The 22,903-nt window shown below is 66.0% G+C and carries 24 protein-coding genes; 12 read left to right on the top strand and 12 right to left on the bottom strand.

The window, feature by feature from the left end; all coding sequences use genetic code 11:
* The first annotated feature begins 70 nt into the window (after positions 1 to 70).
* From XI05_RS03160 to XI05_RS03135, 6 genes are all read left to right on the top strand, one after another.
* Complete coding sequence (locus tag XI05_RS03160) at positions 71 to 766, top strand: hypothetical protein (protein WP_271498558.1); 696 nt, start codon at positions 71 to 73, stop codon at positions 764 to 766.
* Positions 767 to 970: 204 nt separating this feature from the next.
* Complete coding sequence (locus XI05_RS03155) at positions 971 to 1,597, top strand: PilZ domain-containing protein (RefSeq protein ID WP_271498556.1); 627 nt, start codon at positions 971 to 973, stop codon at positions 1,595 to 1,597.
* Between the two features lie 104 nt (positions 1,598 to 1,701).
* Entirely contained in the window at positions 1,702 to 1,974 is a 273-nt protein-coding gene (locus tag XI05_RS03150) for a hypothetical protein (protein ID WP_271498554.1), read from the top strand.
* A gap of 407 nt (positions 1,975 to 2,381) precedes the next feature.
* Complete coding sequence (locus XI05_RS03145; protein WP_271498553.1) at positions 2,382 to 3,422, top strand: PrsW family glutamic-type intramembrane protease; 1,041 nt, start codon at positions 2,382 to 2,384, stop codon at positions 3,420 to 3,422.
* A gap of 68 nt (positions 3,423 to 3,490) precedes the next feature.
* The gene (locus XI05_RS03140) at positions 3,491 to 4,069 is read left to right on the top strand and encodes an HdeD family acid-resistance protein (RefSeq protein ID WP_172789174.1); all 579 of its coding nucleotides are present in this window, start codon (positions 3,491 to 3,493) and stop codon (positions 4,067 to 4,069) included.
* Positions 4,070 to 4,304: 235 nt separating this feature from the next.
* Complete coding sequence (locus tag XI05_RS03135) at positions 4,305 to 5,390, top strand: 3-deoxy-7-phosphoheptulonate synthase (RefSeq protein WP_271498552.1); 1,086 nt, start codon at positions 4,305 to 4,307, stop codon at positions 5,388 to 5,390.
* Positions 5,391 to 5,450: 60 nt separating this feature from the next.
* On the opposite strand, the gene XI05_RS03130 is transcribed toward XI05_RS03135, so the two are convergent.
* Genes XI05_RS03130 through epmA form a run of 3 tightly spaced genes read right to left on the bottom strand, consistent with a single transcriptional unit; the run spans position 5,451 to position 7,893 of the window.
* Positions 5,451 to 5,705, bottom strand: a complete 255-nt coding sequence (locus XI05_RS03130; RefSeq protein ID WP_172789172.1) for a hypothetical protein — start codon at positions 5,703 to 5,705, stop codon at positions 5,451 to 5,453.
* 44 nt (positions 5,706 to 5,749) lie between these two features.
* Positions 5,750 to 6,844 (bottom strand): lysine-2,3-aminomutase-like protein, encoded by a 1,095-nt coding sequence (locus XI05_RS03125; RefSeq protein ID WP_271498550.1) that lies wholly within the window; start codon positions 6,842 to 6,844, stop codon positions 5,750 to 5,752.
* Positions 6,841 to 7,893, bottom strand: coding sequence for an EF-P lysine aminoacylase EpmA (gene epmA, locus XI05_RS03120; protein WP_271498547.1), 1,053 nt, complete (start codon positions 7,891 to 7,893; stop codon positions 6,841 to 6,843). Before epmA ends, XI05_RS03125 begins: the two co-directional genes overlap by 4 nt.
* A 162-nt stretch (positions 7,894 to 8,055) precedes the next feature.
* Between epmA and efp the strand changes: the two genes are divergently transcribed.
* The 3 genes from efp to XI05_RS03105 all read left to right on the top strand — a co-directional run bounded on the left by efp (position 8,056) and on the right by XI05_RS03105 (position 11,336).
* Positions 8,056 to 8,622, top strand: coding sequence for an elongation factor P (gene efp / locus XI05_RS03115; RefSeq protein ID WP_172789169.1), 567 nt, complete (start codon positions 8,056 to 8,058; stop codon positions 8,620 to 8,622).
* Between the two features lie 45 nt (positions 8,623 to 8,667).
* Entirely contained in the window at positions 8,668 to 10,269 is a 1,602-nt protein-coding gene (locus XI05_RS03110; RefSeq protein ID WP_271498546.1) for a M23 family peptidase, read from the top strand.
* 80 nt (positions 10,270 to 10,349) lie between these two features.
* Entirely contained in the window at positions 10,350 to 11,336 is a 987-nt protein-coding gene (locus tag XI05_RS03105) for a DUF808 domain-containing protein (RefSeq protein WP_271498544.1), read from the top strand.
* Positions 11,337 to 11,365: 29 nt separating this feature from the next.
* Here the strand turns inward: XI05_RS03105 and XI05_RS03100 are convergent, their stop codons facing one another.
* Together XI05_RS03100 and XI05_RS03095 are read right to left on the bottom strand one after the other, a co-directional pair.
* Complete coding sequence (locus XI05_RS03100) at positions 11,366 to 11,869, bottom strand: cupin domain-containing protein (protein ID WP_271498542.1); 504 nt, start codon at positions 11,867 to 11,869, stop codon at positions 11,366 to 11,368.
* A 21-nt stretch (positions 11,870 to 11,890) separates the two neighbouring features.
* The gene (locus XI05_RS03095; RefSeq protein ID WP_271498540.1) at positions 11,891 to 12,370 is read right to left on the bottom strand and encodes a carboxymuconolactone decarboxylase family protein; all 480 of its coding nucleotides are present in this window, start codon (positions 12,368 to 12,370) and stop codon (positions 11,891 to 11,893) included.
* A gap of 54 nt (positions 12,371 to 12,424) precedes the next feature.
* Between XI05_RS03095 and XI05_RS03090 the strand changes: the two genes are divergently transcribed.
* Complete coding sequence (locus XI05_RS03090; protein WP_271498538.1) at positions 12,425 to 12,946, top strand: MarR family winged helix-turn-helix transcriptional regulator; 522 nt, start codon at positions 12,425 to 12,427, stop codon at positions 12,944 to 12,946.
* A 32-nt stretch (positions 12,947 to 12,978) separates the two neighbouring features.
* Here the strand turns inward: XI05_RS03090 and XI05_RS03085 are convergent, their stop codons facing one another.
* The gene (locus tag XI05_RS03085) at positions 12,979 to 13,230 is read right to left on the bottom strand and encodes a hypothetical protein (protein WP_271498536.1); all 252 of its coding nucleotides are present in this window, start codon (positions 13,228 to 13,230) and stop codon (positions 12,979 to 12,981) included.
* A 207-nt stretch (positions 13,231 to 13,437) separates the two neighbouring features.
* On the opposite strand from XI05_RS03085, the gene XI05_RS03080 reads away from it, so the two are divergent.
* The gene (locus tag XI05_RS03080; protein WP_271498534.1) at positions 13,438 to 14,667 is read left to right on the top strand and encodes a lytic murein transglycosylase; all 1,230 of its coding nucleotides are present in this window, start codon (positions 13,438 to 13,440) and stop codon (positions 14,665 to 14,667) included.
* Positions 14,668 to 14,800: 133 nt separating this feature from the next.
* On the opposite strand, the gene XI05_RS03075 is transcribed toward XI05_RS03080, so the two are convergent.
* The 3 genes from XI05_RS03075 to recJ form a co-directional block, all read right to left on the bottom strand.
* On the bottom strand, positions 14,801 to 15,598 hold the full coding sequence (locus tag XI05_RS03075) for an aldolase (protein WP_271498532.1): 798 nt from the start codon (positions 15,596 to 15,598) through the stop codon (positions 14,801 to 14,803).
* Between the two features lie 98 nt (positions 15,599 to 15,696).
* The gene (locus XI05_RS03070; protein ID WP_271498530.1) at positions 15,697 to 16,506 is read right to left on the bottom strand and encodes an SDR family NAD(P)-dependent oxidoreductase; all 810 of its coding nucleotides are present in this window, start codon (positions 16,504 to 16,506) and stop codon (positions 15,697 to 15,699) included.
* 36 nt (positions 16,507 to 16,542) lie between these two features.
* Positions 16,543 to 18,384 carry a single-stranded-DNA-specific exonuclease RecJ gene (recJ, locus tag XI05_RS03065; RefSeq protein ID WP_271498528.1) on the bottom strand — a complete coding sequence of 614 codons (1,842 nt, stop codon included), beginning with the start codon at positions 18,382 to 18,384 and terminating at the stop codon, positions 16,543 to 16,545.
* Between the two features lie 283 nt (positions 18,385 to 18,667).
* On the opposite strand from recJ, the gene XI05_RS03060 reads away from it, so the two are divergent.
* Complete coding sequence (locus XI05_RS03060) at positions 18,668 to 19,744, top strand: methyl-accepting chemotaxis protein (RefSeq protein ID WP_271498526.1); 1,077 nt, start codon at positions 18,668 to 18,670, stop codon at positions 19,742 to 19,744.
* Positions 19,745 to 19,862: 118 nt separating this feature from the next.
* Here the strand turns inward: XI05_RS03060 and XI05_RS03055 are convergent, their stop codons facing one another.
* From XI05_RS03055 to XI05_RS03045, 3 genes are read right to left on the bottom strand one after another with little or no spacing between them, the layout of a single operon-like run.
* Positions 19,863 to 20,864, bottom strand: a complete 1,002-nt coding sequence (locus XI05_RS03055; RefSeq protein ID WP_271498524.1) for a 4-hydroxythreonine-4-phosphate dehydrogenase PdxA — start codon at positions 20,862 to 20,864, stop codon at positions 19,863 to 19,865.
* The gene (locus XI05_RS03050) at positions 20,861 to 22,399 is read right to left on the bottom strand and encodes a tripartite tricarboxylate transporter permease (RefSeq protein WP_271498522.1); all 1,539 of its coding nucleotides are present in this window, start codon (positions 22,397 to 22,399) and stop codon (positions 20,861 to 20,863) included. The genes XI05_RS03055 and XI05_RS03050 overlap by 4 nt, the downstream gene beginning before the upstream one ends.
* Before the next feature lie 11 nt (positions 22,400 to 22,410).
* Entirely contained in the window at positions 22,411 to 22,893 is a 483-nt protein-coding gene (locus XI05_RS03045; RefSeq protein ID WP_271498519.1) for a tripartite tricarboxylate transporter TctB family protein, read from the bottom strand.
* Positions 22,894 to 22,903: the final 10 nt, after the last annotated feature.

Genomic DNA, 22,903 nt, shown 5'->3' with positions numbered 1-22,903 from the left:
GGCATGAACTCCCCGGCCCTCACCCGCAACCAATGTGTGAAGGAAACCACCGCCGCGGCGGCGCCGCGCATTGAAGGATCTGGTTCAACTCATGGAGCAGGGCAAGCCGACCTTGGAAGGCCAGTCCGGCCTCCCCTCCACAACGACCGTGCCACCGACATGGATGCGCCGCACGGTGCCATATTCGCCGGAGCGACGCGCCAAAATGCTCGAGCACATGGCGCGCGCCCGGTCGGCGCCGCGGCCCCAGGCCGATCTTGCGCCGGCCGCACCCGTGCCGTCGGGCAGCAGCGCCAAGGACGTTGTTAGCGATGTCATCGCCTACGTCGTCCTGTTCGGTGTCGGCGGGCTGCTCTTCCAGTCGCACGTTCCTCTCTATTTCGGCGCGTTTCTGTTCCTGACCGACGGCGAGCGCATTGAACGCGCGCTGGCAAGCATCGGTATCCGCCTCGAGCCCGAAACGATCGGCCCAGACCTCGTCAAGCGCTCTGTATTCTGGTTCGGATGGTTCGCGTTGCTCGGCGCTTTGAAAGGCTCCGTCCCCGTGTGGCTCGCACCATGGATGCCTCCGACCGAGTCATGGCCTTCCCTGGCAGGCATTGCCCTTCTGCTCGCCGTCGTCGAGGCATTGACGGCGCTCGCATTGCGGCGCGCATTGCCGCGCTTGGGATGGGAGATCCGTCCGGACGGCCCGACATGGAGGACGATCCAGTTCGCCCTGGCCGCTGCCGCGCTGACTCTTCTGGTGCTGTTCGGACTCCTCTAGCCGCCGCCGCGGAGCGCCGTGTCTTCACCCGACGTTGTGCGATTGCCTGCACCATAACGGGTCCTTATGCCGCGCCTCCCGCTGCGCTGCCGAGCCGCGCATTTACTGAAAATTTACCCCTGCTCTCGGGCTTCAGTATCATTTGCTTAGAGTTTCTCAGTTACCGTGAAAGTACGGAAATCATCCAAAAGCAGATTGGCGCTCATGTCCGTCGCAGAGTTCCTGAGGCAGCGAGCAGTGGATGTTGCGGTCAGCGGCAGCTACTCGCTGCCCCGCTGGTACGATTGCGAGGGCAAGCTCCGCAGCTTCGCCTGCCGGACCAAGCGCGTCTCACCCTTCCGGATGATCGTGGACGTGCCTGTGGTCGGCAAGGTCGGCGAGCGCTTGACCTCCTACTTCCAGGATTTCGGCGAATTCCAGGGCACCATCAGTGCGACGCTGAAGGCGGGCTTCCTGATGGAGCTCGAGATGACGCGGGCGCGGCGCGCGTGGATGTCGGAAAAGCTGACCTGGCTCGAGAAGAAGCAGAAGGATGCGAGCGTTCTGGAGCTGCGGCGTGACGCGCGCTTCGTTCCGCAGGTCTCGCACACCGTCATGACCCTCGCGGACGGCAGCAGCCATCCCTGCTTCATCATCGACGTCTCGACCGCCGGCGTGGCGGTGTCCTCCGAGTACGATCCGGCGATCGGAACTCCGCTTGCTGTCGGCGGCTGCGTCGGGCGGGTGATCCGCAAGTTCGACCACGGCTTTGCGGTCAAATTCGCCGAAAAGCAGGACCGGGACGACCTCGGCCGGCTGATCGTGCGCGCGCCCTTGCTGAAGTCGGCCTGACCCTCCGCCACGCCGCCCTATAGCGGCCCCAATGCCGGATCAGCGTTTGCAGGTCTGTGCCTCGGGCCGGACGTCATTTTGCAGACTTGCGATCGGGGGACCGAATGGCAGTCGACAAGATCACGGTTGATAGGATCAAGGTTGGTAAGATCACCTGGGACAGGGTCGGCCGGGTCACCGAGCCCGGACGCTACATGTACACATTCGGCTGGCTCACCATCACCGCCGGCGATCTCGAGATCTGGAAGCGATACCCGCAGGCCGCCTTCACGCTGCTGGCGCAGCATTCCCCGTCACATGAGTCCGCCGGCGAGGAATTCCATCTCGGCGCCTTCGACGTCGCACCCGATACGCCGTCCCCGATCACCACGCACTGAGCCGAAAAGCGCGGTGGCACATACCTCGTCCGCGCGTTCTGGGAGCTCGAGCAGTTACGCGCGCGCCGGATCGACGCCCCGCCCCGCGGGCGCATAGCCGAACCAGACTAGGGCCAGCGGCTGCGGACTCGCCGCCGGGCCATATGCGCCGGGAATCGAAGAAACCAACGCATTTCCTTGATCTGACTTGCAAATCTCGACCCGCCGCCTGCCGCGCCATCGTTGCCATGCATGACGAGCTTCTTTTGTCATGCAATTGATTGCGCTTGTATTCTACTTCCCAGCAGGACAGGCGCGGATGAACGGCAGCTGTCGCGTGCGTTAAGCGACCCGACAGCCGGCGCATGACACATGGTCGCATCGCTGAACGTAGATAAGCGGATCAAGGGAACCTATTTTCGGCGCCAATGTACCTGATCGAAGCGCTCCCCACCGTCATTGGAACTGCCGCCATCGCCCCGGCGCTGCTGATGCTCTGGCTCGTCATTGCCGCCGAAGAGCGGCCCGGCCCACCGGCCCAGGTCTGGACCGCATTCCTGCTGGGAGCGGCCAGCATTTCACTCCTGGGTCTCGCCCGCGCCCCCTTCGCCAAGATGGTCGCCGCCCCGGACGACCCCTGGGCGGCGCTGGCCATGCATTCGATCTTCGGCGTTGCGCTGCCCGAGGAGGCCGTCAAGGTGGTCGCCATCGTGCTGGTCTCCTCCACCAAGCGGCGGACCTTTGCCAATCCGATGGACACCGTGGTCTACGGCGCCGCGGTCGGCCTCGGCTTCGCCGCCTACGAGAACCTCGCCTACCTGGTCCAGCACGCCGACATGTGGCGCTCGCTGGCCGCGTTGCGCAGCGTTCTGACCGTGCCCTTCCACGGCGCGCTCGGCATCATCGCGGGCGCCTACCTGACCATCGCGCGCGCCGGCACGGCGCTGGGCGCGAACCGTCACCATCGCGATTGGGCCCGTCTCTCCAGCCGGCTGTTGATCTTCGCCGGCCCGCTCGCGCTGCATTCGGCCTTCGACTTCCCGTTACTGACGCTCCAGCGCATGCCCGATCTCGATCCGACGCTCCGGATGTGGCTGGGCGCGGCGAGCCTGTTGATCGGCTTCGGCTCGATCGCCTTTGCCATCCGCCTGGTCCGGCGCGTCGCGCGGCACCATGCGCCGCGGACCGATGTCGCACGCGAGCGGCTCAGCCAGCTGCGCCGGATGTGGGCGCTGCTGCTCGCCGGCGGCGGCATCGGCTTTGTCGGGCTCGCCTTCGTCCTGACCTCGATCCATCACTGGTTGATCAACCCCGAGCGTAACCTGACGCTGGCGCTGATCCCGATCGGTTTCGTCTCGATCCTGCTCGGCCTTGCGCTTCTGATTGTCACATCGGCGATCTACATTCTCGGCCGCAACCGCATCCGCACCAGCGCGGAGGGCTTCTCCTCGGCGCCCGGCGGCAGTTGATCCACCGCATGGCGAACGCGCCATCGGCCTACTAGATTGGGGTAATCCTCTCGTTCCGGAGCCCGACGATGACATCGCCCGAGGAATTTGCTCGCCTCCAATCCGAGATGAACCAGGCGGTCAAGACGCATTGGAAGGCTTTTCTGTTCGAAGGCATCCTGCTTGCCGTCCTCGGCATTGCCGCGCTTGTCCTGCCGCCGCTCGCCAGTCTTGCGACCGCGATCTTCCTCGGCTGGATGTTCCTGATCGGCGGCATCGGCGGACTGATCGCGACCTATTGGGCCCGCAGTACGCCGGGCTTCTGGTGGTCGCTGATCTCGGCTGCGCTGGCCGTGCTCACCGGCATGCTGCTGTTGGCCCGGCCGATGCAGGCCGTGCTGACGCTGACCATCGTGCTCGGCGCCTATTTCCTCGCCGAGGGCGTCGCCACCATCATGTACGCGCTGGAGCACCGCCGCGAGCTCAGCGGCCGCTGGTCGTGGCTCCTGATCTCGGGCCTCGTCGACATCGCGATCTCGTTCATGGTGATCACGGGACTGCCGAGCTCGGCGGAATGGGCGATCGGCGTCCTCGTCGGTATCAACCTGCTGTTCGGCGGCGCCACCCTGATCGGCATGGCGCTGGCGGCACGCAAAAGCAACACCTGAGACGCGCGTTGCGTCTTGTGCCGTCGCGGGGGGTGACAAGGCGCCAGCGGCACGCTATATGGCCTTCCCATGATCACCGTCGCCACCAGCTATTTTTGGTACTTTAGCTACGACAGCTCGCTGGCGGCGGGAGGATCGCGCTCAATCTAAAACATTGCAGCAAACGTCCGAACAGCCGCCAGACCTGGCGGCTTTTTTATTGGCCGGCAGGTTCTAGAACAGACAGGAGCCCGCCGTGCTGAGCACGACCGACGATCTTCGTATCCGCGAACTGAAAGAGCTGAGCACGCCTGAAGAGGTGATGCGGGAAGTCCCCCGTACGCTCACCGCAACGCGTGTGGTGATGGCCGCGCGCAACGCCATCCACGCCATCCTGAGCAATCAGGACGACCGCCTTCTGGTCGTCGTCGGCCCATGCTCGGTGCATGATCCCAAGGCCGCGCTCGACTACGCCGAGCGCCTGGCAAAACTGCGCGAGGATCTCGCCGATCAGCTCGAGATCGTGATGCGCGTCTATTTCGAGAAGCCGCGCACGACGGTCGGCTGGAAGGGCCTGATCAACGATCCCGACCTCGACGGCAGCTTCGACATCAACAAGGGCTTGCGGCTCGCGCGCAACGTGCTCGCGGCCGTGAACAATCTCGGCCTGCCTGCGGGCACCGAGTTCCTGGACATGACCACGCCGCAATACATCGCCGACCTCGTCTCCTGGGCTGCGATCGGGGCACGTACGACCGAGAGCCAGATCCATCGCGAGCTGGCATCGGGGCTGTCCTGCCCGGTCGGCTTCAAGAACGGCACCGACGGCAATGTGCGGATCGCGGCCGACGCGGTGAAATCAGCCTCGCATCCCCATCATTTCATGGCCGTCACGAAGCTCGGCCGCTCGGCGATCGCCTCGACCGCCGGCAACGAGGACTGCCACATCATCCTGCGCGGCGGAGCTGAGCCGAACTACGACGCGGCAAGCGTTGCGGCCGCCTGCAATGAATTGACCAGATCCGGCGTTGCCCCGCTGGTGATGGTCGACGCCAGCCATGCCAATTCGAGCAAGAAGCCGGAGAATCAGCCGCTGGTGATGGCCGACATCGCCCGCCAGATCTCGGGCGGCGAGAGCCGCATCATGGGCGTGATGATCGAGAGCAATCTCGTCGCCGGTCGACAGGATGTCGTGCCGGGCAAGCCGCTCACCTATGGGCAGAGCATCACTGACGGTTGCATCGACTGGGCAACGACGTCGAAGACGCTCGAGCAGCTCGCCGACGCCGTCGAGATCCGCCGCAACACCCAGCGCGCGGGACTGCACGAGAGGTCAGCCTGACGGATCACTGGGTTAGATGGCTCGTTGCTCACCTCTCCCCGACGGGGAGAGGTGAAAGTCTCAGCAGCCGCGGCAGATGCTTTTGATCTTCTTGTCGAGCGCCTGGTTTTCCTTGCTGAGCGGATCGTTCGCATCGCTCAGATTCTTCTCGCTAGGCACATCCCCGGCACGCGGCTGGCGATGACCAACCGGCGCCGGCAACACCGATCCGGAGGATGCGCCGCTTGATGTCGATCCCTTGGAGCCGCCGGTCTGCGCAACAGCCGCGCCGCCAAGCAAGACCACGAGCGATGTTGCCAGCATGATCTTCTTCATGTCCGTTCCTCCATTCTCAAATCAGCGTCCATGCCATCGCCCCCTCATGTCTCGGGCGGATAGAGATGAACGTCGCCGCAATAGTCGACGATACGATAGCGCGTTTCCGATTCCGCTTCACGCGCCTCGTCCGCGGTATTTTGCACCGCCAACACGTAATTCGGCCCTACCGGCGACTTGCCGGCGCCGCCGGGAATGTCGATGACATAGTCCGGTTGACACAGGCCCGACACCCGTCCGCGCAGCTGCCGCATCAAGTCCTGGCCCTGCGCCAGCGTCGTTCGCAGATGCGCGGTGCCCGGCGCGAGATCGCCGTGATGCAGGTAATAGGGCTTGATCCGGCATTCGACGAAAGCTCGCATCAAATCCGACAGCGCGGCGATGTCGTCGTTGACGCCGCGCAACAGCACGGACTGGCTCACAAGCGGTATACCAGCATCGACGAGCCGCGCACAGGCGGCGCGCGCGGGACCCGTCAGTTCCCGCGCGTGGTTGGCGTGTACCGCGACCCAGGTGGCCGCGCCCGCGACCTTCAGGGCCGCAACCATCTCCGCGCTGACGCGTGCAGGTTCGGCCACGGGAACGCGGGTATGAAGACGGATGATCTTGACGTGATCGATGGCCGCAAGATCGGCCATGATCTCGCTCATCCGCCGGGGCGACAGCATCAGGGGATCGCCGCCGGTCAGGATCACTTCCCAGATCTCGCCATGCGCCCGGATGTAGTCGATCGCGGCGCTATAGGCACTCTCCGACAACGCATTGTCCTTGCCGGGGCCGACCATCTCGCGGCGGAAGCAGAAGCGGCAATAGACCGCACAGACATGAACGAGCTTGAACAGCACGCGGTCGGGATAGCGGTGCACGATTCCGGCGACCGGCGAATACGGGTGATCGCCGATCGGATCGGCATTCTCGCCCGGCTGCGCCTCGAGCTCGGCCGCGGTCGGAACGAACTGCCGCGCGATGGGATCGTCGGGATCCGTCGGGTCGATCAATCCGGCCAGATCAGGCGTGATCGCCACGGCATAGCGCGCGGCAACGCGTTCGAGCGCCGGCAGCGCCGCTGCGGGCACCAGCCCCTCGGCCACCAGCTCGGCAGGTTCGCGCAGAGTGCGTGCAAGGTTGGTCTTTGTCATCTCTCATCCGCAGGGGGTGTCCACACCACCTGATCAATTCGTATTGCGCCGCTCGCCAGCATCACCAGCCGATCGAAGCCGAGCGCGACACCGCTCGCCTCCGGCATTGCGGCGACCGCCGCCAGAAAATCCTCGTCGAGCGGATAGGCTTCGCCGTAGCGGCGCTGCTTCTCCGTCATCGATTCCGTGAAGCGTTTGCGCTGCTCCTCGGCATCGGTCAGCTCTCCAAAACCGTTGGCGAGCTCGACGCCGCAGGCATAGACCTCGAAACGTTCGGCGACCCTCGGATCGTCCGTCTTCACCCGCGCCAGCGCCGCCTCTGGAGATGGGTATTCGAACAGGATGGTCAAACGCCCCTGCCCCAGCTGCGGCTCGACATGCTCGACCAGGACCTTGCTGAAGAGGTCCGACCAGGTGTCGTCCTCGGCGACACGGACCTTTCCGGCTGCCGCCGCGGCGAGCGCCGCACGGTTACCCTCGCCGCCCGAAATTGTCGACAGCAGGTCGATGCCGGCAAAGTGCTCGAAGGCGCCGGCGACCGTCAGGAGCTCCGGCTCGGCGAAGGGATCTGCGGTCCGGCCGCGGAAGGAGAAGGTCCCGATCCCGGTCGCCTGCGCCGCACGGGCAATCACCACGACGCAATCAGCCATGATGGCATCATAGGGGGCGCCTGCCCGGTACCATTCCAGCATGGTGAACTCCGGCAGATGCAGGTCGCCGCGCTCGCGGTCCCGGAACACCCGTGCGAACTCGAAAATCCGCGTCTCGCCCGCCGCCAGCAGCTTCTTGCAGGCGAATTCAGGCGAGGTCCGCAGGTATCGGCTGGCCCGGCTGCCGTCGGGCCGCATGATCTCGGTCCGGGGGGCGTGCAGATGGGTCTCGTTGCCCGGAGAGACCTGGAGAACGGAGGTTTCGACCTCCACAAACCCTTGTTCGGCGAAAAACCCCCGCAAAGCTCCGGTCACGGCGCCCCTGGCCTGGAGGAACGGCCGCCGGTCGAGGTGCCGCGAGGGCGACCAAAACGGCGACATCGGCTTGTCCCCAGCCATCAACCGACAGCCCCGGCCGGCAGCAAAGTGCTGGCATCCAACGGCAAAATCAGTATGTTGCGGCCCGAAACGGGCGCCGAGGTCCGATTTGAGGCCCCAAGTCCCCCATCAATTCGACCACGTCCTGGCCGCAGCCGGGCCAAGCAAGCAGGAAATACAGCTTTGAGAGTCATCGCCAGTTCTATTCGCAAGGGCAACGTGATCGAGCAAGACGGCAAGCTTTATGTCGTCGTGAGCGCCGAGAACATCCATCCCGGCAAGGGCACCCCGGTCAGCCAGATCGAAATGCGCCGAATCTCGGACGGGGTAAAGATCTCCGAGCGCTACAAGACCACCGACCAGGTCGAAAAGGCCACCATCGAAGAGCGTAACTACACCTATCTTTATGAAGATGGCGACGGCTACCACTTCATGAACCCGGAGACCTACGACCAGGTCCAGGTTTCCAAGGACGTGGTCGGCGACGCCGCCGCCTATCTTCAGCCAGACATGACCGTCAAGCTGTCGACCCACGACGTCAATGTGGTGTCGATGGCGCTGCCGCAGCGCGTAACGCTCGAAGTGGTCGAAACCGAGCCCGTGACCAAGGGGCAGACCGCCTCCTCGTCCTACAAGCCGGCGGTGCTCTCCAACGGCGTGCGCACCACCGTGCCGCCGCACATCTCGGTCGGCACCCGTATCGTGGTGATGACCGAAGACGGCTCCTACTCCGAGCGCGCCAAGGACTAACGGGGAACCGAGCGATCGCAACAGGTACCGCCGGGGGGCGAGGCAGTGGTTGGGAAGGGTTTCCGCTTCGTCTCGCTGCTTCTGGCGCTGCTTTCGCTCCTCATTGCCACTCCGCTCGCCGCGGATGAATTCCGCAGCCCCTCCCTGACGGGCCTGCGCGTCGACTGGCGCGCGGCGCTCGACCAGCTTCGCAGCGAGATCAACAGCCGTCCCCAGATTGCGGGCGACTTCATCTTCGCACCCCGCCGCACAGTGCCGCGTTACGATCCGCGCGCGATGCCTGCACTGGTGCAGCTCAACGCGATCTCCTCGCGCTTCTTCACCGGCGTTACCCGAAGTCCCGTACCCGTGCTGCTGCCGTTCGACGCCGCCGCGTATCTCGATGCGCAGCGCAGCGGCGCGCCGGCGACGCTCGCGCTGTCGCGCTACCAGGCCGATTTCAATCCCGTCGACATGTTCGATGCCGGGCCAGCCGGCTACAGCGCGACCTTCTCGCTCGAGCCGGGCGCTGGTGAGGGCATGCCGAGCCGGGTTTACGCAAGGCCCGTCGAGGTGCAGATCACGGGCTCGGCGCTCGTCTACGACATCGCCGATCCGGCCGGGGGCAAGGGCGAGCCAGTCAAGCCGCTCGCCGCAGCCTACCCCAATCTGCGCAGGTTCATCCGGGAAGGCTATGTGCGCTACGCCTTCACCCGCTTCGGCGCCGCCTATGTGGTCTCGATACAGTGCCTCGACAGCGTCGCGAGGCCGCGGCGGCTCGCCTGCAAGGAGGCCTATCCGGTCGCCGAGCGTTTCCTGAAGGCGCTGCGCATCGCCGGCGGCCAGCGCATGCGGCCACTGACGGACGTTGCGTCCAACATCATCGATCGCCCCGCGGTGCGTTCACCGGATTTCAGCTACCGGCCGAGCGGCGACATCATCCCGAACACCGGTTTCCGCAAGCAGGGCGGCCATCCCGACGCTATGGCCTATGCCCAGATCCGCTTTCCGCTGGAGAAGGCGCCCGCCTTCGTGCGCTCGCAATCCTTCGGCAAGCGCGACAAGAGCGAAAGCCCGACCGCCTATCCCTGGCGCGACAATTTCTGCGAGTCCCGCAGTTTCGAAGTGTGGCAATGCGGCGGAGGCTACGGCCACCAGGGCGAGGACATCCGCGCCGCCGACTGCCCACCGCCCGGCGAAGGCCGCGAGCCCTGCGATCCCAAGCAGCGCCGCGTCGTCGCCGTGCGTGACGCAATCGTCATCCGCGGCGCCAAGGACCAGGCGGCGACGCTTCAGGTCAATAGCCGCACCGAGCACATCCGTTTCCGCTATATGCACATGAATCCGCACGCGATGAACGCCGATGGCGTGCTCAATGGCCGCCTCGTCACCGAAGGCGAGAAGATCGGCGTGATCTCGAACTATCTCGACCATCCCGCCGGCACGTCGATGCACCTGCATTTCGACGTCCAGGTGTTCACCCGGGACGGCTGGATCTGGGTCAGCCCCTATGTGACGCTGGTCTCGGCCTATGAACGGCTGATCCGCGCGCGCGGCCGCGAGGTCGGTCCGGAGATCGCGGTCACGTCGCAACCGGTGGCCCATGCGCTGCCGGAGGACGTGCTCAAGCCCGACTTGCGTGAGGGATCGAGCGGCGAGGAGAACTGAGGGCGTACTCGTTCGTTGCCGGAGCGTGCAGGAGCATCTGGTCGCGCGCTCCGCCGGCTCGAACGTAGAAGGACAGGTTGATGAGTGTCGGACTGATCGGTCTTCTCGACGACATCGCGGGAATCGCAAAGGTGGCTGCAGCCTCGCTCGACGATGTCGCGGCCCAGGCTGCCAAGGCGGGCACAAAGGCGGCCGGCGTGGTCATCGATGATGCGGCGGTCACGCCGAACTACGTCATCGGCTTTGCATCGAAACGCGAACTGCCGATCGTCGGGAAGATCGCGGTCGGATCGCTGCGCAACAAGCTGCTGATTCTGCTGCCCGTTGCCCTGTTGCTTGGCTATTTCCTTCCCGCCGCGGTCACGCCGCTGCTGATGCTGGGCGGCGCCTTTCTCTGCTATGAGGGCGCCGAAAAGGTGCTCGAAGCCGTGCAGCCGCATCATGCGCACCAGCACGAAGCTCGGCTGCAGCCGATTGCGTTGAATACGCGATCGGTCGAGGACGAGAAGGTCGCAAGCGCCATCAAGACGGATTTCATCCTGTCGGCTGAGATCATGGCGATCACGCTGGCGGCTATCCCTGCGGGCAGCATCTGGACGCAGGCGCTGGTGCTGGCGCTGGTCGGCGTCTTTATCACCGTTGGGGTCTATGGCGTGGTCGCCTTGATCGTGAAGGCGGACGATGTCGGCATCGCCCTTGCGCGCTACGACGGCGCCTCATTCGTTGGCCGCGCGATCCGCTTGCTTGGACGCGCGCTCGTCCGCGGCATGCCCGCCTTCCTGGCGGTGCTGAGCACGATCGGCACCGCCGCCATGATCTGGGTCGGCGGCGGGATCATCCTGCACGGCATCGAAAAGTACGGCCCGCCCGCGATCGGCCATACGGTCCATGCCGCAACCGAGGCTGCCGCACATCTCCTTCCATCCGTTGCCGCCATCGTCGAATGGTCGGTCGAGGCAGCCATCTCGGGCGCGCTTGGGCTACTCGTCGGCGCGGTTGCCATTCCGGTCGTCGAATACGGACTCGCACCGGCATGGAAACGGCTGAGGCGATCGCGATCGGCCTGAGCACGGCTGTCGCGAATGCCCCGTGTAGGCTACTCCAGGAAAGTCGTCAGCTGCGCGCCTTCATCGGCCACGAACACCGCAATCAACTCCGCCGGCTCCGTCATACTGGCATTGGCCGAGACCAGATGCGTCGAGCCCGGTGGTTCGAAGAAGGACTGGCCGACGCCGAACGTCTCGACCGGGCCGCCACCGAGCTGCGAGCGGATCTCGCCCTTGGTGATGTAGGCCGTGACCGAGCCCGCGTGACGATGTGGCCGCGAAAACCCGCCCGGACCATAGGACACGCGCACGATGGTGACGCGCTTGCCGGGCACGTTCGGAAGCGCGTAGGAGCCGATCGGCTCGACCTTGTCTAGCGGCGAGCCCTCCGCGGCCGTGGCGCAGAGCGGGGTCAGTACGCCTGCGACGGTGTCCATCGTCACCGGCAGCGTCTTGCCGATCGCGAGCGCGCAGGCGACCCCTGCGACGACGGCGAGCGTCGTCGAACGCGACGGCGCCGGACACTGAACGGCAGAAAGGCTCATGGCTGTCATCGTGATTCTCCCCTCTCTCCGTCAGGACGAAGCTGCAGCGGCGGCCGCCGGCCGCTGTGCCGGCGTCCAGCGAAACGCCGCGCCGAAGCGGTTCCAGACGTTGATCGAGGCGACGGCCGAGGTCAGGTACGTCAGTTCAGTCTCGGAGAATTCGCCGGACGCTTCGGCGTAGACCTCCTCGCTGACGCCATCAGGCAGACAGGTCAGCGCCTCGGCCCAGGCGAGCGCAGCCCGCTCGCGCGGCGAAAAGATCGGCGCCTCGCGCCAGACCGCGACCAGATGGAGCTTGTCGACGGGAACGCCGATCCGTTCCGACAGCAGGACGTGGTGCTGCACGCAGAAGGCGCAGCCGTTGATCTGCGAGGCGCGCAGCTTGACCAGCTCGAGCAGTTGCTTGTCGAGGCCGGCCTTGCCCGCAAGCTGGCCCAGAGCCAGCACCAGATCATACGCATCGGGCGCGATCCGCTTGAAATCCTCATATTCGCTGCGGGCGTGTGACATTGCCATTCACCTCGGCTTATTATAAGAGCTCGGATATCTTATAAGAGCTCTTATATGCCGCGCAAGACGAATGACGTCACGAGATCGCAATCGGGACGAAAGCCAGTTGAACACGGCGCCGTGCATGTTCCCGCGCCGGGCGAAGGCAAGCGCGGCGAGCAAGGCTATCTCGGCTATCTGCTGCGCCAGGCCCACGCCGCGGTTCGCCTGACGATGGAACGCACGCTCGCCGATCTCGGCGTGACGTCGCCGCAATTCGCGGTGCTGACGATGCTGAACGCCTATCCGGGCTTGTCGGGGGCCGATGTCGCCCGCCTCACCTTCCTGACGCCCCAGACCGTCGGCGTCATCATCCGCAATCTCGCACGCGACGGCGCGATTGTGATGACGCCTCATCCCGTCCACGGCCGCATCCAGCAATGGACGCTGACGCCGCGCGGCGCGACACTTTTGAAGGCGTGCCGGCAGCGTGTGCTCGAATTGGAAAAGCGCCTCGCTCGCAAATTGGATTCAAAGGCTGAAACCACGATCCGGCGCTGGCTTGCCGAAATCGCGGCTGACCTGCAGGAGGACTAGCGGCCGGCATCGCGGCTGTCGCGGCCGCAGTGCTAGCCGCCTTTCAAGGCGTTCTTGACGGCGCCGTCGGGCCAGGCCTCGTCCGCCGCGATCACCCGCACGCGGGTCTGGTCGGCAGTATTGACCAGCACGTGCGAATTCACCCGTTCACCGCTCGGCTCGAGACGCAAATCGGTTTCGGGCTTCCAGCTCAGCGTGGTCGCGAGATCGCCGGGAAAGATCTTCCATTGCGATCCGTCGTCGAGCTCGACGACATGGCTTTCCGCATGCGTGCGTATCTTCATTCCACCCCGATGTTTCGATGAACAGACGTACGAAAGGTCGGCCCGGCCCACGGCCGAGTCTTCTCCTCCTTCCGGGTCTGGAGGGAATGCGGGAAGAGCGACACTTGTTCCAGTCGGAACAGCCGACCCCGCCCAGGCAGAACTTCACGCACTCTGCCGTTCCGGGAACCGACTCACACGGGCCGTGTTTCCGGCTAGAATGTGCCCATGAAGCACGCTGATTCCTCGCTCCGTCACACCCGCCGCGCCCTGCTCCAGTCGACGCTCGGTGCAGCCGCTTTGCTCGCGCTTCCCACCCGCGCTCTCGCCGCGCCTCCGGGCTTCGACGAATGGCGTGAGAGCTTTCGCGCACGCGCGATGGCAAAAGCTATTTCCGCCGCGACATGGCAGCGCACGATGGGACGCGTCGAGCCGGACATGAGCGTGTTCGCGCAGATGCGCAACCAGCCCGAATTCCGCGAGCAGGTCTGGCAGTACATCAACCGGCGCGTCTCGGACTGGCGCATCATCAACGGCAAGATCGCGCTGAAGAACAACGAGGCGCTGCTCGCCCGCATCGAGCGCGATTTCGGGGTCGAGCGCGGCACGCTGCTGGCGCTGTGGGGCGTCGAGTCCGCCTATGGCGATCCCCTGGTGCAGCAGAACCACATGAGGCCGGTGTTTCCCTCGCTCGCCGCGCTCGCCTGGAACGAGCCGCGCCGCAAGGCCTATTGGGAGACCGAGCTGATCAATGCACTGCGCATCGTCGACAAGGGCTGGTCCACGCCCGAGGAGATGAAGGGCTCCTGGGCCGGCGCGATGGGGCATTCGCAATGGATGCCGGAAGTCTGGCTCAATGTCGGCATCGACTATGACGGCGACGGCAAGGTCTCGCCGTTCGGCAAGCCCGACGACGCGCTGGGCTCGACTGCAAAATACCTTGTCAATCGCGGCAAGTGGCATCGCGGCGAGCATTGGGGCTACGAGGTGCGCGCGCCCGGCAACATGAGCGGCAGCCGCACCTATGCAGCCTGGCAGGCGGCGGGTGTGAGCCGCGCTGACGGCCAGCCTTTTCCGCAGCCCAACGCATCCGCACAGATGTGGACGCCGGTTGCGGGCGGGCCGACCTTCCTGCTCGGACCGAACTTCTATTCGGTGAAGAGCTATAACCCCTCCATGAACTACGCGCTGGCGATCTGCCATCTCGGGGATCGCTGCCTGGGAGCTCCGCCCTTCATCCAGCCCTTCCCCGGCTCCGAGCGTGCGTTGACGCTCGCCGAGGTGCAGGAGATGCAGACGCGCCTCACCAAGGCGGGCTTCGACACCGGCGGCACCGACGGCCGCGTCGGCAACGACACCATGAAGGCGGTCAAGGATTTCCAGCAGCGCGCCGGCATCACGCCGGCGGACGGATATGGCGGGCTGAAGGTTCTGGCCAAGCTGCGGCAGGGTGGATAGTCGCGCTCGTCATTCCGGGGCGCGCGAAGCGCGAGCCCGGAATCCATCGGGCAGCAAGCGCGCGGAAAAATGGATTCCGGGTTCGCGCCAAGTGGCGCGCCCCGGAATGACACCGTGGCTGGTGCTCCCCTTCTCAGTGCCTGTACTGCGGCTCCTCCGCATCGAGCTGTCTGCGGATCGCGGCAAGGTGCAGCCGAGCGGATTCGGAATCGCCTTCGCGCATCTGCCTGTAGGTCTCGGCCGCAATCGCGGGATCGACCGGCAGCACCTTCCGTCCCGTCGACATCGCCAGCACCTGCACCTCGGCGGCGCGCTCGAGATAGTAGAGATCGTCCCAGGCCTCCGCGATGGTCGGCGCCAATACCATCACACCGTGATGCTTCATGAAGACGATGTCGGCATCGCCGACGGCGGAAGCGATGCGCGCGCCTTCGCGGTTGTCGAGCGCGAGGCCGTTGTAATCGTGGTCGACCGCGGTGCGGCCGTAGAATTTCAGTGCGGTCTGGCCGGCCCAGATCAGGGGCTCGCCCTCGGTCATCGACAGCGCCGTGGCATAGGGCATGTGCGTATGGAAGGCGACCTTGGCGCGCGGCAGCAGCCTGTGCATCTCGGCATGGATGTAGAAGGCGGTCGCCTCGGGCACGCCCTCGCCGTCGAGCACGTTGCCGTGGAAATCGCAGATCAGGAGCTTTGACGCCGTCAGTTCGCGGAAGGCGTAGCCGTAGGGGTTGACGAGGAAGAGGTCGTCATGGCCCGGCACGACCGCCGAGAAGTGATTGCAGATGCCCTCCTCAAAGCCGTTGCGCGCGGCGATGCGGAAGCAGGCGGCGAGATCCTCGCGCGCGGTGCGGATCGCGTCGGTGGCGAGATCCGGCCGATTGGAGCGGAAGGTCGCGGGCGCGGGTGAGGACGCGTGAAGGCTGTGCGCCATGGCGAAGGACACCTCTGTCGGGTTGGGAGCTGGCCCGTGTTGTACAGGGCTGGCGCCTTCGCGTCAGCCCCTGCGGCCGCCACCCTGCCCTGCGCAGTTCAAGCGCGCCGCGGCACCCCGCCGGCGTTCATGCCGCCATCGATGACGAGCTCGCTGCCGGTGACGTAGCGCGAGGCATCGGAGGCGAGATACAGCACGCCCGAGGCGATCTCCGCGGCCTGGCCGGCGCGGCCAAGCGGCGTGACGACGCGAGCGCGCTCCTCCGGATCGATCGGGGCGTTCTGGCCGGCGCCGGCCGCTCCCGTCGGGATCTTGCCCCAGATCGGGGTATCGATGATGCCGGGATGAACCGAGTTGACGCGGATGCCGTCGTTCGCCGCCGCGCACTCCATCGCGATCGATTTGGCGAACAGCCGCACGCCGCCCTTGGTCGCTGAATAGGCCGACAATCCGGGCGAGCCGCGCAAGCCCGCCAGTGAGGACATCATGACGATCGAGCCGCCGCCGGTCTTGCGCATCAACGGCAGGCAATGCTTGACCGACAGAAACACGCCATCGAGATTGATCGCATTCTGCCTGCGCCAGTCAGCGAGAGTCATGTCGACGATCGAGGGCACGGAAATGCCGATGCCGGCATTGGAGACGAGCACGTCGAGCCGGCCGAAGCGCTTGGCGACCTCATTGACGATCTCGATCCAGCGCTCTTCGCTCGTGACGTCCTGCTCCAGGAAGATCGCCTTGCCGCCGGCATTCGTCACGCGCTTGGCGAGGTCGGGCCCACGCAGCTCATCGATGTCGGTGATGACAACGGTCGCGCCTTCGCGCGCAAACAGCTCGACGACGGCCTCGCCAATGCCGGAGGCCCCGCCGGTCACCAGCGCGACCTTGCCCTCAACCTGCCCTGCCATGCTCACTCCCTTTCTTGTTGTCGTTCGAGGCCGTTGTCATCTAATCACGGATGGCCCCTGGTCCGGTAGCGCGACGTCGACGACGCGGAATTGCACGCGCTCCGCGCCCTGGTAGCGGTCCACCGACAACGAGCCCGCGACGTGCATCTGCTGGCCGCGGTTGGCGAGCAGCGCATTGCCGAGCTTCTGGCCGATCGAACGGAACGCGATGCCGTTGACGATGGCGCCATCACCCGCCTTGAAGCGCAGGCGCAGATGCGCCTGCCCGACTTCGTCGGCGAAGACGAGTTGATGCGCCGGCAGCGCCAGCACCGGCTCCGGATTGCCGCTGCCGAACGGGCCGGCGCGGTTGAGCGTCGTCGCCAGCTCCGGTGTCACCGCGCGCGCCGAGACCGCGCCGTCGACATGGAGCTCGTTGACGTGGCGCGCCTCGGCGACGTCGCGCGCCAGCGCGGTCTCGAGATAGGCGCGGAATTCGGCGAGCTTCTCCTTGCGCAGCGTCACGCCCGCGGCCATCGCGTGGCCGCCCCCCTTGAGCAGAATGCCGTCAGCGACCGCCTGCCGCACCGCCTTGCCGAGATCGACGCCGGCGATCGAGCGGCCCGAACCGGTGCCGATGCCGCCGGGCTCCAGCGCGATGGCAAAGGCAGGCCGCGAAAACTTCTCCTTCAGGCGGGAGGCGACGAGGCCGACCACGCCGGGATGCCAGCCTTCGGAGGCCGTGACGATCACGGCGAGCTTGTCCTCCAGCCCGATCGAGGCCAGCGCCTCGGCTTCGGCCTGGGCTTCCGCCGCCTGCTCGATGACACGACGTTCGCTGTTGAGACGGTCGAGCTCGGCCGCGATCCGCGCCGCCTCGACGCTGTCGCCTTCGAGCAGCAGCCGCACGCCGAGATCGGCACGGCCGATACGGCCGCCGGCATTGACGCGCGGGCCCAGCATGAAGCCGAGATGCCAGGCCTCCGGCGGGCCGTTCAGCCGTGCCACGTCCATCAGCGCGGTGTGGCCGACATGGTCGCGCCGCCGCATCGCGATCAGCCCCTTGGCCACGAAGGCGCGGTTGAGGCCGATCAGCGGCGCGACGTCGGCGACGGTGCCGAGCGCGACGTGATGCAGCATGCCCAGGAGATCGGGCTCCGGCATCTCCCTCGTCCAGAAACCGCGCTGGCGCAGCTCGCGATTGACCGCGACCAGCGTCACCAGCACGAGGCCGACGGCGGCGAGATGGCCAAGGCCCGAGAGATCATCGGAACGGTTCGGATTGACCAGCGCATCGACCTCGGGAAGATCGAGGCCGCATTGGTGGTGGTCGATCACCACCACGGACATGCCGAGGCGTTTGGCCTCGGCGAGAGGCTCGATGCTGGTGGTGCCGCAATCGACGGTAATCAGCAGCGTCGCGCCCTTTGCCGCCAGTCCACGCACGGCTTCTACGTTCGGGCCGTAGCCCTCAAAGATGCGATCGGGAATGTGGATCAGCGGATCGAGCCCGCAATGGCGCAGATGCCAGGCCAGCAGCGCCGCCGAGGTCGCGCCGTCGACGTCGTAGTCGCCGAAGATCGCGACCTTCTCGCCCTTGGTCGCGGCATCCGCGATGCGCTTGGCGGCAGCTTCCATCTCCGTCACCGTGAACGGGTCCGGCAGCAGCTTACGGATGGTCGGATCGAGGAAGTCGGTGACGGCGTCGATATCGACCCCGCGCCCCGCCAGCACCCGCGCCAGCAGCTCCGGCAATTGGTGCCGCTGCACCATGGCGAGCGCCTGGGCCGCGCCGCGGGCATCGAGCCGGTCGCGCCACAGCTTGTCGGTGAGCGAGCGCGCCACGCCCAGGAACGCCTGGGGCGCTTCGACGGGAAGTGCGGATGCGGGAGGCGTCATGGCGAGGGCTATCGATTGGGAACTCGGGTCCGGGCGATCACGCTCGCGGCCGGGACTGGCTTGAACGGATTGGCTGGGAAACCCTGGCGATTTGCAACGGCTGGGACGCACAAAGCGGTGGATGGCAGGTCGGCGGGCGGGAGTGACTATCATTTAGGCATTCCGTCAAACAGCAAATTAAGCAGGCGTTAGGCGGAATCCTCGAAAAAGAATCGTATTCGATCTGTAAGTTGTTGTTCTGGGTTCATTGCAGATCAGACCTCATTGCCAAGGGAAGTTCCCGATGTCTGCTGCGCTGGGTCTGAAAGCCAAGCCGATCGCCACCGAATCTGCGGACGACGATTCCGACATCTCCGCGCTGATCAACCGCCTCACCGCGGAGGTCAACCAGATCGCGGTCGACAAGACCAAGTCGATCCAGCAGATCACCAACCAGATGAAGATGCTGGCGCTGAACGCGCTGATCGAAAGCTCGCGCGCCGGCGCACAAGGCGCGGGCTTTGCGGTCGTGGCGCAGGAGGTGCGCGGCGTCGGCCAGCAGGTCGAGACCATCGCCCGCGAGCTCGAGACCCAGTTGACGAAACGCACCGGCGACCTCGTCGCCTCGATCGACCGCATGAGCCAGCGCTCCCGCGGCGAGCGGATGGTCGACCTGTCGCTCAACGCGATCGAGCTGATCGACCGCAATCTCTATGAACGCACCTGCGACGTGCGCTGGTGGGCGACCGATTCCGCCGTGGTCGATTGCGCGGCCTCGCCCAGTGCTGCGGCCGTCTCCCATGCCTCGCAGCGCCTCGGCGTGATCCTCGGGGCCTACACCGTCTATCTCGATCTCTGGCTCTGCGACCTCGACGGCAACGTCATCGCCAACGGCCGCGCCGACCGCTTCCGCGTCGTCGGCCAGAACGTCGCCCATACCAAATGGTTTCGCGACGCGCGGTCCTTGCGCTCCGGCGACGATTATGTCGCCGGCGACGTCGAGAACCAGCCGCTGCTCGGCAATGCGCAGGTCGCGACCTATTGCGCCAGCGTCCGCGCCGGCGGCCAGGCGAGCGGCGCGCCGATCGGAGTGCTCGCCATCCATTTCGACTGGGAGCCGCAAGCCCGCGCCATCGTGCAGGGCGTGCGCGTCGGCGACAGCGACAAGGCCCGCGTGCTGCTGGTCGATTCGAATTTCCGCGTGATCGCGGCCTCCGACGGCCAGGGCATCCTCAGCGAACGCATCTCGCTGTCGCTGAACGGCCAGCGCTCCGGCTTCTACCACGACCGCACCGGCGCGCTGGTCGCGTTCCATGCCACGCCGGGATACGAGACTTATCGCGGGCTCGGCTGGTACGGCGTGATCGTCTGCGGGGCGTGAGGCGAACGGCGGTCGCCCGCCCAATCAAAACTGCGAAAACAACCCCATGCACAGTAGCCTGGGAGTTGGTTTCATTGGCCTTTTTCTAGCGGCCTGCGCCGCCTCCGTCAGTATGCTGTCAGCCTGTGCGCACAGCCATCTCCGCTGCGAGCAGCAGTGCAGCGCGGCTGGCGCCAATCGAGGCGATGCCTTGCCCCGCGATGTCGTAGGCGGTGCCGTGCGCGGGCGTGCAGATCGGGAATGGGAAGCCGCCGAGCAAGGTCACGCCGCGATCGAAACCCATCAGCTTCATCGCGATCTGGCCCTGGTCGTGATACATCGTCAGCACGGCATCGAACGCGCCCGCCTTGGCGCGCAGAAACACGGTGTCGGCCGGAAACGGTCCCTCGGCGGCAATGCCCTCGCGCTGGCTTGCTGCGACCACCGGCGCGATCACGTCGATCTCCTCGCGGCCAAAATTGCCACCGTCCCCCGCATGGGGATTGAGGCCTGCGACCGCGATGCGCGGCCGCGCAAAGCCGGCGTTGCGCATGCAGGAATCGGTCAGCTTGAGCGCGCGATGGATGCGTTCGCCGGACAGCTTTGCAGCGACGTCCTTGAGCGGGATGTGCGACGTGACCCGTGCGTTCCAGAGACGGTCGAGCACGTTGAATTCGCTCGCCGGCGTTTTGAGACCGACGACCTCGGCCGAGAACGCGATCTCGTCGTCGTACTCGGCACGGGCAAGGCGCATCGCCTGCTTGTTGAAGGGGGTGAAACAGACCGCGTCGACATGACCGTCGCGGCCGAGCTCGAGCGCGTGCCTGTAATTGGCCAGCGCGAATTTTCCGCCGGCAAGCGTCGCGGTCTTCGGCTCGACCTCCCTGGGATCGAGGTGGCGGAGATCGATGAACAGTGCATCGCCCCTCGCCGCGCGAAGGTCGGCGCCCTGCTCCACCGTGGACAAGTCCGGCCTGACGCCGGCGACGCGTGCCCCCTCGTCGAAGATGCGGCGGTCGCCGATGACGACGAGCCGGCAGCTCGCGCGAATGTCGTCCTGCGCCACCAGCTTCGCCGTCAGCTCCGGGCTGATGCCGGCGGGATCGCCCATGGCCAGCGCAATCAGCGGCTTTGCGGTCATATGATCACCTTTTCCTGGACTGGCGTATCGGTCGCGGGCGAAGCGGGTTTGCGCCAGAGCCGCGCCAGCTGCAGCACAAGCGGAAGCAGCAGCAGCGCGATGCCGCCCACGATCAGGCACGTCACCAGCTTGTTCGCGAAGAAGATGCCAAGCGAGCCCTTGGAGATCAGCATCGACTGCCGGAACGCGTCCTCTGCCTTGTCGCCGATGACGATCGCGAGCACGAGCGGCGCCAGCGGATAGAACAGCTTCTTGAAGAGATAGCCGACGACCCCGAAGCCGAGCATCATGACGACGTCGAGATAGGAGTTCGACACCGAATAGGCGCCGACGACGCAGATGATCACGATCAGCGGCGCGATCACCACGAAGGGTATCCGCATCAAGGCGGCGAACACCGGGACCGTCAGCAGCACCAGCACCACGGCAACGATGTTGCCGACATACATCGAGGCGATCAGGCCCCAGACGAAATCCTTGCTGTCGACGAACAGCATCGGCCCGGGATTGAGGCCCCAGATCATCAGCCCGCCCATCATCACGGCCGCGGTCGCCGAGCCGGGAATGCCGAGCGAGAGCATCGGCAGCAGCGCACTGGTCCCGGCGGCATGATCGGCCGTCTCAGGCGAGATGATGCCTTCGACCTCGCCGGTGCCGAAATATCGGCCCCGGCGCGAGAAGCGGCGGGCGATGCCGTAGCTCATGAAGGAGGCCGCGGTCGGGCCGCCCGGCGTGATGCCCATCCAGCAGCCGATCGCGGCACTGCGCAGCAGGGCAACGCCGTGCCGCGGCAGGCGGCCGACGGCGCGGAACACCTCGCGCCAATCGATCTTCGAGGAGACCGCGCGGGCGTGAAACTCCTCCTCGACGGCAACCAGCAGCTCGCCAATGCCGAACAGGCCCATCACCGCGACGACGAAGCTGACGCCCTTGACCAGCTCATCGACGCCCATGGTGAGGCGGACACTGCCGGACACCGTGTCGATGCCGATGGCGGCGATCGCAAAGCCGATCGCGAGTGCCACGACGGTCTTGATCGGCGCCGCGCCGCCCATGCCGACGAAGCTGGCGAAGGCCAGGAAATACACTGCAAAATACTCGGCCGGTCCGAATGCGAGCGCGACCTGCGCCACCCAGGAGGCGAGGAAGGTGATCAGGATGACGCCGACCAGCGCGCCGAACGCCGCCGAGCCGAAGGCCGTCGCGAGCGCCGTGGTCGGCCGGCCGTCGCGCGCCATCGGATAGCCGTCGAAGGTGGTCGCGACCGACGACGGCTCACCCGGAATGTTGAACAGAATCGAGGTCACCGATCCGCCGAACAGTGCGCCCCAATACATGCTGGACAGCAGGATGATGGCCGAGACCGGCTGCATGCCGAAGGTGAGCGGCAGGAGCAGCGACACGCCATTCGGCGCGCCCAGCCCCGGCAGCACGCCGACAAGAATGCCGAGCAGCACGCCGACCACCATCAGGGCCAGATGCGGCGCCGTGACCGCGATGGTGAAGCCGTGCAGGAGCTCTGCGAGATTGTCCATCGGGCCCTCCGTCAGAACCCGAGGGCGGCGGCGAGCGCGCCGTGCGGCAGGCTGACCTGGAACATGCGCTCGAACACGAGGTAGAGCGCGAGCGCCGTGGCTCCTGCCATGGCGAGCGCGCGCGGCACGGATTGATGCCGCGGGATCGCCAGCACCGCAAAGACATACAGCGCCGAGGCGACGTACATCCCGGCCAGCGGGATCGCGGCGACGAAGATCGCAGCCGGCACGAACAGGCCGGCGAGCCGGCGCAGCTCGATGGACGTGATCGCGATGGGAACGTTTGCGAGCGTCGCGGCCGGCAGCACGCCTCGCACCAGATTGTAGAGGCTGCCGAGCACGACGATGATCCCGGTCAGGAACGGGAACGTGCCGGCGTCCACGCCTGCGCTCGACCAGCCGATGCCGTTGTCGAGGCTGGAGACGACGACGGCCACGCCGAAGCTGCCGGTGAGCACAGCTGTCCCAAGTTCAAGTGCGCGGCGGGAGATCATGGCGTAATGC

The sequence above is a fragment of the Bradyrhizobium sp. CCBAU 11357 genome (genome assembly GCF_028128865.1).
Classification (GTDB): Bacteria; Pseudomonadota; Alphaproteobacteria; order Rhizobiales; family Xanthobacteraceae; genus Bradyrhizobium.
The sequence above is the reverse complement of the archived record's forward strand: the minus strand, read 5'-3'. Positions and strand labels throughout refer to the sequence as shown.